This is a genomic window from Ornithinibacillus bavariensis (assembly GCF_050433565.1).
Lineage (GTDB): Bacteria > Bacillota > Bacilli > Bacillales > Amphibacillaceae > Ornithinibacillus > Ornithinibacillus bavariensis.
On the sequence record NZ_JBNPWZ010000001.1, the window covers coordinates 756,705 to 770,851 of the forward strand.

The 14,147-nt window shown below is 36.0% G+C and carries 15 protein-coding genes and 1 riboswitch; of the genes, 12 read left to right on the forward strand and 3 right to left on the reverse strand.

Going from position 1 to position 14,147, the window contains the following annotated elements; all coding sequences use genetic code 11:
- Positions 1-430 precede the first annotated feature (430 nt).
- The 9 genes from HNR27_RS03555 (at position 431) to HNR27_RS03595 (ending at position 10,370) form a co-directional block, all read left to right on the forward strand.
- Complete coding sequence (locus HNR27_RS03555; RefSeq protein WP_429338781.1) at positions 431-1,249, forward strand: sulfite exporter TauE/SafE family protein; 819 nt, start codon at positions 431-433, stop codon at positions 1,247-1,249.
- Between the two features lie 12 nt (positions 1,250-1,261).
- A complete protein-coding gene (locus HNR27_RS03560; RefSeq protein WP_429338782.1) occupies positions 1,262-2,659 on the forward strand; it encodes a bifunctional metallophosphatase/5'-nucleotidase in 1,398 nt (465 codons plus the stop codon).
- A gap of 79 nt (positions 2,660-2,738) precedes the next feature.
- The gene (locus HNR27_RS03565) at positions 2,739-3,041 is read left to right on the forward strand and encodes a YunC family protein (protein WP_429338783.1); all 303 of its coding nucleotides are present in this window, start codon (positions 2,739-2,741) and stop codon (positions 3,039-3,041) included.
- Positions 3,042-3,749: 708 nt separating this feature from the next.
- Positions 3,750-4,835, forward strand: a complete 1,086-nt coding sequence (locus HNR27_RS03570; protein WP_429338784.1) for an HD-GYP domain-containing protein — start codon at positions 3,750-3,752, stop codon at positions 4,833-4,835.
- 54 nt (positions 4,836-4,889) lie between these two features.
- Positions 4,890-5,672, forward strand: a complete 783-nt coding sequence (gene yunB / locus HNR27_RS03575) for a sporulation protein YunB (protein ID WP_429338785.1) — start codon at positions 4,890-4,892, stop codon at positions 5,670-5,672.
- Between the two features lie 44 nt (positions 5,673-5,716).
- Positions 5,717-5,892, forward strand: a riboswitch (Lysine riboswitch).
- A gap of 133 nt (positions 5,893-6,025) precedes the next feature.
- The gene (locus HNR27_RS03580; protein ID WP_429338786.1) at positions 6,026-7,570 is read left to right on the forward strand and encodes a Na+/H+ antiporter NhaC family protein; all 1,545 of its coding nucleotides are present in this window, start codon (positions 6,026-6,028) and stop codon (positions 7,568-7,570) included.
- A gap of 90 nt (positions 7,571-7,660) precedes the next feature.
- Positions 7,661-8,389: a twin-arginine translocase subunit TatC gene (gene tatC, locus HNR27_RS03585; RefSeq protein WP_244853706.1), complete on the forward strand. Its 729-nt coding sequence runs from the start codon at positions 7,661-7,663 to the stop codon at positions 8,387-8,389.
- A 341-nt stretch (positions 8,390-8,730) separates the two neighbouring features.
- A complete protein-coding gene (locus tag HNR27_RS03590) occupies positions 8,731-10,266 on the forward strand; it encodes a sodium-dependent transporter (RefSeq protein ID WP_429338787.1) in 1,536 nt (511 codons plus the stop codon).
- Between the two features lie 2 nt (positions 10,267-10,268).
- Entirely contained in the window at positions 10,269-10,370 is a 102-nt protein-coding gene (locus HNR27_RS03595) for a MetS family NSS transporter small subunit (protein ID WP_429338788.1), read from the forward strand.
- A gap of 47 nt (positions 10,371-10,417) precedes the next feature.
- Here HNR27_RS03595 and HNR27_RS03600 read toward each other — a convergent pair whose 3' ends face one another.
- Together HNR27_RS03600 and HNR27_RS03605 are read right to left on the reverse strand one after the other, a co-directional pair.
- Complete coding sequence (locus HNR27_RS03600) at positions 10,418-11,389, reverse strand: M23 family metallopeptidase (RefSeq protein WP_429338841.1); 972 nt, start codon at positions 11,387-11,389, stop codon at positions 10,418-10,420.
- Between the two features lie 45 nt (positions 11,390-11,434).
- Entirely contained in the window at positions 11,435-12,010 is a 576-nt protein-coding gene (locus HNR27_RS03605) for a YhcN/YlaJ family sporulation lipoprotein (RefSeq protein WP_429338789.1), read from the reverse strand.
- Between the two features lie 137 nt (positions 12,011-12,147).
- Between HNR27_RS03605 and HNR27_RS03610 the strand changes: the two genes are divergently transcribed.
- Positions 12,148-12,420: a YutD family protein gene (locus HNR27_RS03610; protein ID WP_212922187.1), complete on the forward strand. Its 273-nt coding sequence runs from the start codon at positions 12,148-12,150 to the stop codon at positions 12,418-12,420.
- Positions 12,421-12,459: 39 nt separating this feature from the next.
- On the opposite strand, the gene HNR27_RS03615 is transcribed toward HNR27_RS03610, so the two are convergent.
- Complete coding sequence (locus HNR27_RS03615; RefSeq protein WP_429338790.1) at positions 12,460-12,741, reverse strand: hypothetical protein; 282 nt, start codon at positions 12,739-12,741, stop codon at positions 12,460-12,462.
- 143 nt (positions 12,742-12,884) lie between these two features.
- Here HNR27_RS03615 and hepT point away from each other — a divergent pair, with 143 nt between their 5' ends.
- Both hepT and HNR27_RS03625 read left to right on the forward strand, forming a co-directional pair.
- On the forward strand, positions 12,885-13,322 hold the full coding sequence (hepT, locus tag HNR27_RS03620) for a type VII toxin-antitoxin system HepT family RNase toxin (protein ID WP_212922091.1): 438 nt from the start codon (positions 12,885-12,887) through the stop codon (positions 13,320-13,322).
- Positions 13,323-13,334: 12 nt separating this feature from the next.
- Complete coding sequence (locus tag HNR27_RS03625) at positions 13,335-14,102, forward strand: TIGR01457 family HAD-type hydrolase (RefSeq protein WP_429338791.1); 768 nt, start codon at positions 13,335-13,337, stop codon at positions 14,100-14,102.
- Positions 14,103-14,147: the final 45 nt, after the last annotated feature.

The following is a 14,147-nucleotide window of genomic DNA, read 5'->3' on the forward strand; positions in this document are numbered from 1 at the left end:
AAAGATAGCTCCCCAATTATTGGGGGCTATTTTTTTACTGAATTATTTAGGGTTTCCTCTCCTATCTTTGAAAGTAAATAAATGCTAGAACAAACAGGATAAATGATAGTAAGTAGGTCAAATGAAAAACTATCCAAATTTAATTGAAACAAGTCAAAAATAAATTATGTGAAATAGGAATTTGAAAGAAATGGAACATATAGCATAGTGAAGATGAAATGGAAAAAGAAGGCAGAACAGTTAAAAGAGCATATTTGTCGGAACAAAATGCACATGAATGAAATTGTTTAAGAGTAAAAAATATTTTTAACTAATCATGTTTTAAAAATTTAAAAGGTAAAAATTTGTTTACAGTTACTCGTTAGGAATCTACCGAAAAGAATGCTAAAATAGTTGATAGAAATGAATTGAATTGAACTGGAGTATAGACATGACTTTTATTATTTGCATCCTCATTGGAATATTAACAGCTCTTCTAGGTAGCTTAGTAGGGCTTGGCGGTGGTGTAATCCTCATCCCAAGCTTACTCGTGTTAAATCAGTTTGTTCCGGGTTTTGGATGGGCTACACCACAAGCAATTGTTGGTATTTCCTTATTTACGATGATTTTCACCTCTATCTCCTCATCAATTACCTATTTTAAAAGAGGTAGGGTTGATTATAAAACTGGACTATTATTTCTAACAGGAAGCATTCCGGGTGGGATGTTTGGTTCTTGGCTAAACCAGTTTATCGAAACAGAAGCATTTTTACTTTATTTTGGATTTCTCGTTATTTTAATCTCTTTGTTATTTTTTCTAAAACGAGCTCCACAAAAGCCAATCGATTTAACGGCGAAAAGTGTGCGAACATTCAAGGTTGATGGAGAGACATACCATTACTCTATCTCGATAGGGATTGCATTCTTTCTTTCGCTTTTAGTAGGTACTTTATCTGGGTTATTCGGTATTGGTGGAGGCTCGATTATGGTGCCGGCAATGATTCTATTGTTTGGATTCCCTGTTCATATTGCGACAGCAACCTCCATGTTTATGATACTTTTTGTTAGTCTTGTAGGGTCAATTACGCACATAGCGCTTGGTCATATCATGTGGGAGTATGTACTACTCTTTCTTCCTGGGGCATGGATTGGTGGTAAGCTGGGTGCTAGATTGAATGAGCGATTAAATGGGAAAACTCTAGAGTGGGTGTTGAGAGTAATGCTAATTTTAATTGGTATACGGATGATTGTTAATGGATTAACGGCGTAAGGAGCTTTTTACATGCAGGAGAAAATTTACTTATATTATACGAATGACTTACATAGTAATTTTGCACAGTGGCCAAAGGTTGCTGAATTTATGAAAACGTCTAAGGAAAAGAGACAACGAAACGATGATTCATATTGGTTATTTGATATTGGGGACCATGTAGACAGAGTTCATCCAATCGCTGAAGGTCTAATGGGAAAAGGGAATATAGATCTACTAAATGAAATTGGCTATGATGCGGTGACCATTGGTAATAATGAAGGGATAACGTTTGCCCATGAAGATTTATTCCATTTATATGACGAAGCTAATTTTCAGGTTGTTTGTGCAAATTTGCAAAGCTTGGATAATGTGTTACCACCATGGCTAAAATCTACCATTCAGGTTCAGACAAAACAAGGGGTAAAAATAGGAGTTATTGGATTAACAGCCCCATTTAATGATTACTATGAATTATTGGGTTGGCATGTGGCTGATCCTTATGAGGTATTGGAAAAGCAAATTAAGACATTAACAGGGTCTGTTGATATTATTGTGCTTATGTCCCATTTGGGGATAAACGAGGATGAGGAAATTGCAAGGAGATTTCCTGAAATTGATGTCATCATTGGAGGGCATACCCATCATTTATTGCGTACAGGGGAACAAGTAAATCAAGCTATTATAACTGCAGCTGGCAAGCATTGTTATTTTGCTGGTGAGGTTATTTTAACCTGGGATCACCAGGGAAATAAGTTAATCAACATGGAGGCATTTGCAACAGACATTTCTAATTATCCAGAAAACCATGAGACGAAGGCATTATTGAAGAATCTCCAGCATGCAGCAAATGAGAAATTAAATAAAACAATTATTACAATCGAAGAGCCAATACGAATTGGTTGGTATGAGAACACACCTATCATGGAGCAATTAGTAGAGAAAATTTTAAGGGAAACTGGTGCGGAATGTGCAATGTTTAATGCTGGTTTACTTTTGGATCATTTTCCAACTGGAGAAATAACATTGGGGGATATTCACAGGATCTGTCCACATCCGATTAATCCTTGTATCGTGGAATTAACTGGAGCAGAATTGTTAGAAGTTGTACGAGCATCGTTAACAGACGAATTTATGAACTTTGAGTTAAAAGGGTTCGGGTTTCGTGGGAAAGTATTAGGAAAAATGGTGTTTGCTGGAATTGAGGTTCAAACAGATTATCATCCTAATGGAAAGGAATATGTGGACGAAATTTATTATAAAGGGGAACCTATAAGTCTGGATAAAACATATCAGGTTGTAACAGCAGACTCCTTCACGTTTGGCCGATTATTGCCGGAAGTGGCGAAGTCTGAGAAAAAGACCTATATTCTACCGACCTTTATTCGTGACTATCTTGCGGATACCCTCCGTGAATATTATGGTGAATAATTACTAGAGTTCGCATCGTGACATCAGCCCTCCATTTTGCATAGACATATAGTGTACTTATAAAAGGAGGCTCATGTTTATGATTACTGTAAATCCCCTTGATGTAGATGGTATCATGTTTACAGCGATTCGAGTCGAGTTGCCCAAAACCAATCTGTTGATGATTACTAATGAGATTGGCTATATCATGTGCGGTGCATTAGATGTTGATTTGTTAAGTGAAGAACTTAAGGATCGGAAAATAATTGCTGCACGGGCAGTTGGTGTCAGAACAATCGACGATCTATTAAGTGCACCACTAGAAAAAATTACAGAGGCTTCCAAAGAATATGGCTGGGAAGTCGGCATGGTTGGAAAAGAGGCTCTAAAAAGAATATCATAACGACAATGTCTCCTTTTCGGGGGCATTTTTATTTAATGAAAATTTGTTGAATGAAGTTTTATATGTATACGTCAATATGGAGAGTAAGTCGGCATGAAATGATGAATAGAGCCCGTGTAAACATCATTTCACGGAGAAAGTCAGCATGAAATGACGAATAGAATCCATGTAAACATCATTTCAAGAAGAAAGTTAGCATGAAATGACGAATAGAATCCATGTAAACATCATTTCACGGAGAAAGTTAGCATGAAATGACGAATAGAGCCCGTATAAACATCATTTCACGGAGAAAGTTAGCATGAAATGACGAATAGAGCCCGTATAAACATCATTTCACGAAGAAAGTTAGCATGAAATGACGAATAGAGCCCGTATAAACATCATTTCACGGAGAAAGTTAGCATGAAATGACGAATAGAGCCCGTGTAAACATCATTTCACGGAGAAAGTTAGCATGAAATGACGTATAGGACACCGCTAAACATCATTTTACTAAAAAAATACTTGGTCTATATGACGAATACCCCAGTTCTAAATATCTTTTGAAGTAAATCAAGTTGAAAATTGTTCACGGAGCCCGCTACTATGCATTCTACTCTTTCAATTATTGTTAAATGTTTGAATAGATTTTTTACTTAAGAAATGATAGTATTTGAATAGTAATTTGTCGAGATTTGCGGTATTTATACTAGTTAGGAGAATCTTATGAGATTAGTAGCTACAGCTTCCATTCAACCCGGGGAAGTGCTTGGCCAAACAATTTATCGAGATAATGGTACAATACTCCTTCACAGTGGTGTACAATTTACGGCTAGACTTGTAAAGCGCTTACTGGAACAAGGAATTACATATGTGTATATTGAGGATGAAGCGACAAAGGATATTGTTGTTCAGTCCGTTCTGTCAGATCGCCTAAGACAGGATGCTACTTCGTCGATGAGGTCTCTTTTTGCTGATGTCCAGAAAAATAAATTGAATAAAAATTCATTTGTGTTGGATGAAGGAGAAAAGAATTTAACTGAGATTATACACCGGATTGCGGAGGAAATTTCTAGTCATGATGAATCTATTTCTTTGCTTACAGATATATATCTTACCGATGATTACATATTTCAACATTCCTTAAATGTGACTATTTATGCGCTAGCAATTGGAGCGACACTGAATTTGAATGCGCAAGAATTAGCAGAATTAGGTAAGGGTGCTATTCTACATGATATAGGCAAGGTTTTTATTGATCCTGAAATTTTACAAAAACCAGATAAACTGACCGATGAAGAATATGAAATAATGAAATCTCACACAACTTTCGGATATGATGTATTACGAAAAAATCATAATTATTCTTCGGTAGTGGCACACTGTGCATATCAGCATCATGAACGTCTAGATGGAACTGGATATCCAAGAGGTTTAAAAGGAAGCGACATTCATCTTTTTGCACAAATCATTGGTGTAGCAGATGTCTTTGATGCGGTAACAAGTAACCGTGTTTATCGTAAAGCAATGCTTCCACATGAAGGTGTAGAACTATTGTATAGTAGTGCTGTTGAGCAATTTGATATCCGGGTTGTGGAGGCATTTAAGAGTAGTGTCGCAGTCTATCCTAATGGAATTTCAGTTGAACTAAGTGATAATCGCCAAGGTGTGGTAATGAAGCAAAACAAAACGATATGTGATCGGCCAATTATCCGAATATTAAAGGAAAATGATAAAGACGTGGAACCATATACAGTTGACTTATCAAAGTCATTGAATGTAACCATTACAAAATGTAATTTAGTTAAATAAATCCTAGTATACCCTTCTTGGAACAAGCATAGATTGTTTCGAGGAGGTTTTTTTATGAAAAGGCATCGGATGGGATTTAGAGGAAGGGGAACTCCTCCACAAGCTAGATACGTAATCATGATTTCCTTCATATTATTTATCGTAATCACGTATTTAAGTTTACAGTTTATCGACGAGAAAATCACACCAACCATTATGGAGGTAGCTGAAAGAAAGACTACAGAGTTTGCTACAAGAGGAATAAATGCAGCAGTTAAATTTGCTGAGGAGTACACCTTTGAGGATATAGCAATAACGGAAAAAAATGCCCAGGGAAATATTTCAATTGTTGATTGGGATTCTTCTGTTGTGAACAAAATTAATCGTGCTGCAACAGACCGTGTGGAGGAGTTTTTTCACAGTATGAACCGAGGGACACCACCACACTATTCGGATCCATTAGGTGAGCCTGATGTTTATGGCGATACGGTGGATGAGCTAGTTGATCGTGATCCAACCGTAATTGAAATTCCAATTGGTCAGGCTACAGGGAATTCTATTTTGGCAAATCTAGGTCCAAAAATTCCTGTAAACTTAGAGCTTGTTGGAAGTGTACGTACGGAATTAGTCCAAGAAGTAGAAGAGCTAGGTATTAATAATGTTTTTGTATCCATATATGTTCAAGTTGATGCAGACGTCCAGATTGTTGTACCATTTACAACAAGTGTTACACCTGTAAGTACAAGAATATTAATTGGGAAGTCATTAGTTATGGGAGAAGTTCCAGACTTTTATGGAGGAGCTGGAGGTAATCCATCTATAGCTATTCCAAAAGAAAATTTGCAAGATGAAAAATAATTTAGTATAGTAGTCATATAACTTAATAGATGACCTTATCAGATCGGTGAGGTAGAGGCGCAAATAAGATGAGTAATCAATAGGAGAATGACAACGATGATTATTGATGAAGGGCTTATTTGCCGAAGCGTAATAAGGGTCAAACTTATTATTTGCTGGGTTGTCTTTGAATAAGAGGCAAACTGTCATGCTATTGTTCGCATGGAGTACTACAGATCGAAATGGAGGATAACGTATATGCAGGAAGCAATAATAGGTTATTTTCTATTGTTGCTTTTTTATTTTGTCTTTCTTCGTGAAGCGTATCTCCATGAACAAATAGCATAAACTATTTACAATTGGAGGTAACGTTTATGGAAGGAACTATTTTTTCGCTTATTCCTGCACTAATTATGTTGATTCTAGTGTTACTTACTAGGAAAGTATTATTATCATTAGGGATAGGCATTATAGTAGGAGCATTATTTATCCACAACTTTAATATTGTGGATAGTGTTGTGGAGATTTGGTCCGTATTTATTGGTATTTTTATTTCCGATGGAGCCTTTAACATTGGCGAAATCCAATTGATTGGATTTCTAATTCTCTTAGGAATCATGACGGCCTTCCTTCAGGCTACAGGTGGGAGCCAGGCCTTTGGTGACTGGATGATTGCTAAAGTGAAGACAAGAAGAGGTGCACAATTAATGGCACCAATACTTGGCATTATCATTTTTATTGATGACTATTTTAATGCCTTAGCTGTTGGACAAATTGCAAGACCGTTAACAGATAGACATCATATTTCCCGTGCGAAATTAGCTTATTATATTGATTCTACCTCAGCTCCAGTTACAGTCATTTCACCAATTTCTAGCTGGGGGGCTTATTTAATCGGTCTAGTAGGTGGATTAGTGGTAACTACGGACTTAAAACCATTACAAGCGTTTGTACAAATGATTCCTTATAATTTGTATGCAATTGGTGCACTTGTCCTTGTATTTTTAGTAGCATTATTTAATTTAAATGTTGGTCCAATGAGAAAGCATGAGGATCTTGCTATGAATCATGGAGAGGTAGTTCCAAAGGGCGCGAAAATTCCTGGCGACTTGTCTAATGTATTCGAACCAAGTAAAAAGGGTCGCATTTACCATTTGATTATTCCAATAGTTGTATTACTAATCGTTACAATTGTATTAATGTTTGTTACTGGAGCAATGGGTAGCGAACAGATAACGATTTTATCCATATTTGAAAATACAAATGTAAACTTATCCCTATTTTATGGAGGATTGGCTGCAGTAATTGTTTCATTTGTTTTGTTTCTATTACAAAGAGAACATCAAGTAAAAACTAGTCTTGTATTTATAGAAGGCATTAAAGCAATGCTCCCAGCAATATATATTTTGCTACTGGCATGGATGATTGGCTCCATTATATCTACCCTGCAAATTGGCGAATATTTAGCTCAAGTAGTTGAAAATGCTAATATTAGTACTAGTCTATTGCCACTTATTTTCTTTGTTATTTCTGGATTTATTGCACTGGCAACAGGTACATCCTGGGGGACTTTTGGAATTATGCTACCAATAGCTTCTAATATTATGGCGGTTGCAGATACCAATTTACTTATCCCATCCTTGGCAGCTGTGTTAGCAGGTTCTGTATTTGGTGATCACTGCTCTCCAATATCGGATACAACGGTATTGTCATCAACAGGGGCCGGTGCTAATCACATTGATCACGTGATGACTCAGCTACCTTATGCATTCATAGTGGCCATTTCATCTGCCGTAGGATATCTAATCATAGGTTTCATGGAACATCTGTTATTAGGATTTGTCGTGAGTCTTTCTTTAATTATTGTGATTACATTCAGTTGGAGTAGAACAAGTAGTAGGAAAAGGCAAAGAACATAATGAAATAACCTCCAGTAACCTTTTATTTTTTCCTAGCTATGCGTTATGATTATGTATGAAATCATTGAATAGGAATGAAAAGGTGAAAATATGAATCACGACATGACATTTCTGGAACACTTAACAGAATTACGAAGACGATTATTAATCGTTGCTATTGTATTTATTTTTTCCTTTATTTTTGGATATGTGATATCACCGACAATATTAGAATTTATAAGAGATTATACATTTCCAGACAATATAGAATGGAATGTATTTAATTTCACCGACGGTTTTATGATTTATTTAAAGTGTTCCATTTTAGTATCTAGTTTTTGCACGATACCTGTATTTGTTTATGAGTTATGGAGGTTTATTAAACCTGGTTTAACCAGAAAAGAAGCAAGGGCTACTTTTTTCTATATTCCAAGTTCTTTCCTATTATTCGGTATAGGAGTCTCTTTTAGCTTTTTTATTTTATTTCCGATGGTTTTAAATTTTATGAGTTCAATCAATCATAATATTGGTGCTACTGAAACCTATGGAATTTCACAGTATTTCACGTTACTCTTTAATATCGTGTTTCCAGTTAGTATTATTTTTGAGCTTCCTGTTATTGTCATGCTCCTATCGAGAATTGGAATACTCAGCCCAGACAGACTAAAAAAGGCTAGAAAAGTTTCTTATTTCATATTGGTCATTATCGGTGTTTCACTTACACCACCAGATTTTGTTTCCGATATTTTAGTAATTATCCCGTTAATTCTATTATTTGAATTTAGTATCCAAATATCTGGATGGAGTATAAAAAGAAGAAACAAAAATTTATTGAAATAAACATTTTGTCAATGAATCGAATTGAACATGAGCTATAAAACAATGGAAAAGTAGGGGAGTTTCCCCTGCTTTTTTTGTTCAGAATTTATTGTTTCGAATAGAAATAAAGATAAATAAAATTTTTACTAGAATGTAAATCAAGTTAGAAAATATAATATATAGTAAATATTAAAAATACTTTGACATAGGCAAAAGGTACCGTTATAATACAGACAAGTTAAGTAATTTCAGAAAATATAATCCTTTTTAGTTCTTGGGATTACTAGCTAAACAAAATAGGGGTAATAACTTATTACAACAAAATAGTGAGTAATAAGAAAAAAATAGGAGGAGGTCTTTTAATGGAAACACGTTCTCAGTGGGGAACAAGGGCAGGCTTTATTTTTGCAGCAGTTGGATCTGCCATTGGTTTGGGGAATATATGGCGTTTTCCAGCGGTTGCCTATGAAAATGGTGGAGGAGCTTTCTTAATTCCTTACTTATTTGCTCTATTAACCGCAGGTATTCCGATTCTTATCCTAGAATTTACAATGGGGCATAAGTATCGAGGATCAGCACCGTTAACGTACAGAAGAATGAATAAAAAGACTGAATTTATTGGGTGGTGGGCAGTATTAGTTGCCTTTGTTATTTCAACCTACTATTCCGTAATTATTGCCTGGGCAATGTCATATTCAGTATTTTCTTTCAAGTTGAATTGGGGTTCTGATACAGGTGCTTTCTTAATGGGGGATTATTTAAAGCGAACGGTCGAACCGGGTGAAATGGGTAGTCTAGTTCCTGGAGTTTTAATACCTTTAATTCTTGTATGGATTATTACTTTAGGTATCCTCTTTAAAGGTGTTAAAAAAGGTATAGAAATTGCCAACAGAATCTTTATTCCAGCATTGGTAGTTATTTTCCTTATTATTGTTATTCGTGCAATTACTTTACCAGGTGCTATCGATGGACTAGAAGCATTTTTCACTCCAAACTTTAGTGCTATTCTAGATCCGGATGTATGGGTAGCTGCATATGGACAAATTTTCTTTAGTTTATCTATTGCGTTTGCCATTATGATTACGTATTCAAGTTATTTACCAAAAAAATCAGACCTGACCAACAATGCCTTCATCACTGGATTTGGTAACTCTGCTTTTGAAATTTTAGCAGGTATCGGTGTATTTGCTATTTTAGGATTTATGGCTGGTCAAGTAGGGGAACCAGTTAGTGAAGTGGTATCGGCGGGGGTAGGATTGGCATTTGTAGTATTTCCAGAAATTATTAATCAATTCCCTGGATTGAACGCTTTATTTGGATTCTTATTCTTCGCATCTCTTGTATTAGCTGGACTTACTTCCTTAATGTCCATTACTGAAACATATGTTGCAGGGTTAGTAGATAAATTTAAAATTTCTAGAACCAAAGCGGTTTTATTTGGTGGTGGTTTTGCAGCGGTAATTTCGTTGTTATTCGCAACACAAGGTGGATTGTATTTCTTGGATGCAGCAGACTATTTCATTAATCAGTTTGGTGTTGCATTATTAGGATTAGTAGAGGTGGTCCTAGTAGCATGGATCTTAAGGGAAGTAAAAAATCTTAAAGATCATTCTAATGAAATTTCTGATATCCGTCTAGGAGCATGGTGGACGATTAGTTTATCTGTTATTACACCAATTGTTCTTGGTTACATGATGGTTGGATTACTATACCAGAATATATTCAAAAAATTTGATACCCCAACTGGAAACTATGAAGGGTATCCAGATGTCTTTATTATGTGGGGCGGCTGGGCAGTTGCCATTGGAGCTCTAGTGGTTGGTATCCTATTATCATTTGTAAAATGGAAACAGCCAGCAAAAGCCGAAAAAGAAACACTTACAAAGGAGGCACAATAAGGATGTCTTGGATTTTTTTCATGATCTTGTCCATTGTAATTGTTTGGGGAGGGCTTGCAGCAAGTATCATTCATGCTGTTAAGAAATCAAAAGCTGCAAAATAAAGTAGTCAGGGTGTCATATAGATTTTTTCTGTATGTCACCCTGATTTTTATCTGTTATCTCTTGCCATTCTTTCCCATTTCCTTAAATAAGGATAGGGGTCAAAGGACCATTCACTATAGCCGTTATCTTTATACATTCCATAATGGAGATGTGGAGGGAATTTTCCTGAAGTTCCAGGCGGACCGTATCCAGTGGAACCAACACTTCCAAGCACATCGCCAGGCTTTACGATTTGTCCTATCTCTATTCCTTCTTGATAGCCACTTAAATGTGCATAATAATGGTAAATATTAAAAATGTCACGTATCCCTATTCGCCAGCCACCATATAAATTCCATCCAATAAGTTCAACAACCCCATAAGTGGTAGAATGCACAGGGGTACCATATCCAGCAAAAATATCTGTTCCTTCGTGGATCCGTTTTCCACCAAAACCACGCCGATCTCCCCATGTACTGCGGTACGTATAGTTATAATTAATGGCAACAGGAAAGTCTCGTTCTGTTAAGTTAATACTGTTATACTCTTTAAATACACGAGCAGTGTTTTTTATCGTTTGAACGGTTAAATCCCTTTTATAATATTCCCAGAGAGCAATTTTAAAATCTTCCTCATTATGACCATATGCTTGAATCATGGTAGCAAAGGTTAATAAAGCATCCTCACCGTTATTTGGGTCTGCTTTTCCATCACCATTTCCATCCTTGCCTTTTCCGTTAAATACTTCAATCATCTCCATATCCATCGACTGGTTACCTGGACCAAACCAAATTTCTTGTGGAATCCGAATGGAAATAATCTGATCTTCTTTTAAATCTTTATGAATCTGCCTTTCATATTGATCAACTGCAGCAATAAAGTACCAAGGAATTTGAGTTAGTGATTCTGTTTTCTTGTATAAAGCCATCCGTTTATCATATATAGGTTCTTCTTTTTTCTCCTCAGCAAATCGATGGGACGGAAGAAATATGATGAACAATAGGAAAAAAAGCAAAGCTACAATAATTCTCTTATTCAACAATTTTCCACCTCCTGTTTGAAAAGGAGTTGGACTAACGAATCGCTAGTCCATAACATCCTCTTTATGCTTAATTCCTTGTGGTGACTTTTTCATTTCCTTAATAATGCGATTGATGGTGTTATTATAGTTCATACTTGATGTAGTTGTGTTATGCAGGCTTTGGATATCAGGTATTAATGTATCGTTATCTGTTACATAAACATCATAGAAGGCAGGCATTACAGAAACGGCGGTCTTACTTGCTATATCTGCAGCAACCTCTGGACTCAGGCCTTCGTCACGATCGTATGCAATTAGGACATGCTCATCTGTAACTAGTGCTGCAACTTGGTTAAAGCCCTCGTTTCGTAGGATTAATCTGGCAATGGTGTCCGCCATTTCAACTCGATTAATACTCGCCACATGGTTATCTTCTCTATCTTGCACTAATTGGTCACGTTTATAGTTCACATAGCCAAATTTATCATTTATATCAGTAGTATTTTGCGTTTTATTTTCACGATTTGGATCTAATTGGTCTAGAACTTGTTCACGCTCACCGGTAGATGTGTCTGTATGAGCACAGGCTGAAAGCAATATACTTACGCTAACGATAGAAATAAGCACTTTATTCTTCATAACTTCTCCTCCTTTTAATGTCTGACTGAATAATATTAGTTTGTTGTATAACGAGGAAATCATGCAATTAAAAACAGAATGGCAGTACTAACGGAAAATGTGGTAAACTATAGACAACTCGGGAGGGGTGAATGTTTTTGGTTGAGATATTTGGAAAAAATTACGAGTTAATCGAAAATGTTAAAGATGGATTTCAACAAGAGGCGTTGGAAGAGCGCTATTCTGAAATATTAAAGAAATATGACTTTATAGTTGGTGATTGGGGCTATGAGCAGCTAAGGTTAAAAGGATTTTATCATGATCATAATTCAAAGGCTGCAGAAGACTCGAAAATCAGTACGTTAGATGATTATCTATATGAATATTGTAATTTCGGTTGTGCTTATTTTGTATTACAGAAAATAGATTAAAGACTGTCACAAAAAGGGGGAGACCCCTTATGAGACAGTCTATTCTTCTTGCTCTGGTGTAACATCATCTGGATGGTCGTGGATTGGATGTGCACCACTAATTTGTCTAGGAAGATCCTCATGCAACTCTTTGTATGGATAGACGAAAGCACTAAGTCTACGTTGTCCCTTTTCCCATGGGGTAGATTTACTAAATACGGGATCGTCCTGCCCAATACTTGCCCCAAAGGCTCCTTCTGGAAATTCTTCTGGTATTAATAGGTTTTTTCGGTTACGAACAGTAGAAAAATCGGAAAAACGTTTTTTATCATTTTTATTCATGGTTCTCATCCCTTTCTTATCAATAGTTTCCCTTTTGAATAGAATCTTACTATTCCATTTGTTGGTCTACATATACAACAAAATTAAATGAATGACATTTTTGTGTTAAGATATCAGTGAAGGATTTTATTGGAGGTTGCGTGATGTATTTTGTTGAACGGAAAAAAGTAGAGGCAACATTACAGTTTATTGAACGACTTTTAACAGAACATAAGACAATAACAGTGGAAAGCTATCAAGAAAAGTTAGCCTTAGAAAGACTTACTCAGCTATTAATAGAAGCCATTATTGATGTGGGTAACATGATGATTGATGGTTTTATCATGAGGGACCCAGGGAGCTATGAGGATATTATTGATATTCTAGTGGATGAAAGAGTTATTCCAGCGTCAGATAGTAATGCATATAAAGCAGTGATAGAGCTTAGAAAAATGCTTGTAAAGGACTATCTACATATTGATTATGATAAATTAAACCGTGTAATAACGGAGAACTATTCTGTTCTTCTTCAGTTCACCTCACGAGTAAGAGAATATTTGCATAACGAACTAGGAGTTGCAAATGCGTTTACAAAAGAATAGGGAGATTTTAAGTTGAAAGAGTATAATGGCTATTTGATTGATTTAGATGGGACTATGTACCGTGGAAATAAAGTTATTGAAGAGGCACCAAGTTTTATTAAGAAGCTTCGCCAGGAAAGGAAATCCCTTTTATTTTTAACGAATAATTCTTCTAAGACGCCAGAGCAAGTCGCGAAAAAGTTAACTATGCTTGGTATTGAAGCAAAGCCAGAGGAAGTATTTACAAGTAGTATGGCTACTGGTAAATATGTGAAGAAAAAGCTACCTCATGGTACCTGTTTCGTTATCGGTGAAGAAGGACTTTTTGATGCTTTACATAGGGAAGGGGTACAAATAACAGATAATGTGGAATGTGACGCTGTGATTATGGGAATTGACCATCAAATAACCTATGAAAAGCTAGCAAAAGCCAGTCTTGCAGTACAAAAGGGTGCTGCCTTAATATCGACGAATAGTGATAACGCATTTCCATCAGAACAAGGACTTGTGCCTGGAAATGGAGCGTTTACAACTGTTATTACGGTAAGTACGGGAGTGGAAGCGCAATTTATTGGGAAACCTGAAACCATTATTGTGGAAGAAGCGTTACGAGTTCTTGGTACGTCTAAATCAGAGACCATTCTGGTTGGAGACAATTACAATACAGATATTCGTGCAGGAATTAATGCGGGGATCGATACATTAATGGTTTTTACTGGTGTTACGCCATTTGAACAATATGAGGAACTACCAATTAAACCAACCTATTATGTAAAAAATTTGAATGAATGGCTTTCTTAATAAGGGATGCTCACACTGTAATCAGTGGAGCATCCCTTTCGTTTC

Coding starts and splice junctions, on each gene's coding strand:
- HNR27_RS03560 (WP_429338782.1), top strand. CDS start 1,262: ATGCAGGAGAAAATTTACTTATATTATACGAATGACTTACATAGTAAT.
- HNR27_RS03595 (WP_429338788.1), top strand. CDS start 10,269: ATGTCTTGGATTTTTTTCATGATCTTGTCCATTGTAATTGTTTGGGGA.
- HNR27_RS03565 (WP_429338783.1), top strand. CDS start 2,739: ATGATTACTGTAAATCCCCTTGATGTAGATGGTATCATGTTTACAGCG.
- HNR27_RS03605 (WP_429338789.1), bottom strand. CDS start 12,010: ATGAAGAATAAAGTGCTTATTTCTATCGTTAGCGTAAGTATATTGCTT.
- HNR27_RS03580 (WP_429338786.1), top strand. CDS start 6,026: ATGGAAGGAACTATTTTTTCGCTTATTCCTGCACTAATTATGTTGATT.
- HNR27_RS03590 (WP_429338787.1), top strand. CDS start 8,731: ATGGAAACACGTTCTCAGTGGGGAACAAGGGCAGGCTTTATTTTTGCA.
- HNR27_RS03570 (WP_429338784.1), top strand. CDS start 3,750: ATGAGATTAGTAGCTACAGCTTCCATTCAACCCGGGGAAGTGCTTGGC.
- HNR27_RS03615 (WP_429338790.1), bottom strand. CDS start 12,741: ATGAATAAAAATGATAAAAAACGTTTTTCCGATTTTTCTACTGTTCGT.
- yunB (WP_429338785.1), top strand. CDS start 4,890: ATGAAAAGGCATCGGATGGGATTTAGAGGAAGGGGAACTCCTCCACAA.
- HNR27_RS03555 (WP_429338781.1), top strand. CDS start 431: ATGACTTTTATTATTTGCATCCTCATTGGAATATTAACAGCTCTTCTA.
- hepT (WP_212922091.1), top strand. CDS start 12,885: ATGTATTTTGTTGAACGGAAAAAAGTAGAGGCAACATTACAGTTTATT.
- tatC (WP_244853706.1), top strand. CDS start 7,661: ATGAATCACGACATGACATTTCTGGAACACTTAACAGAATTACGAAGA.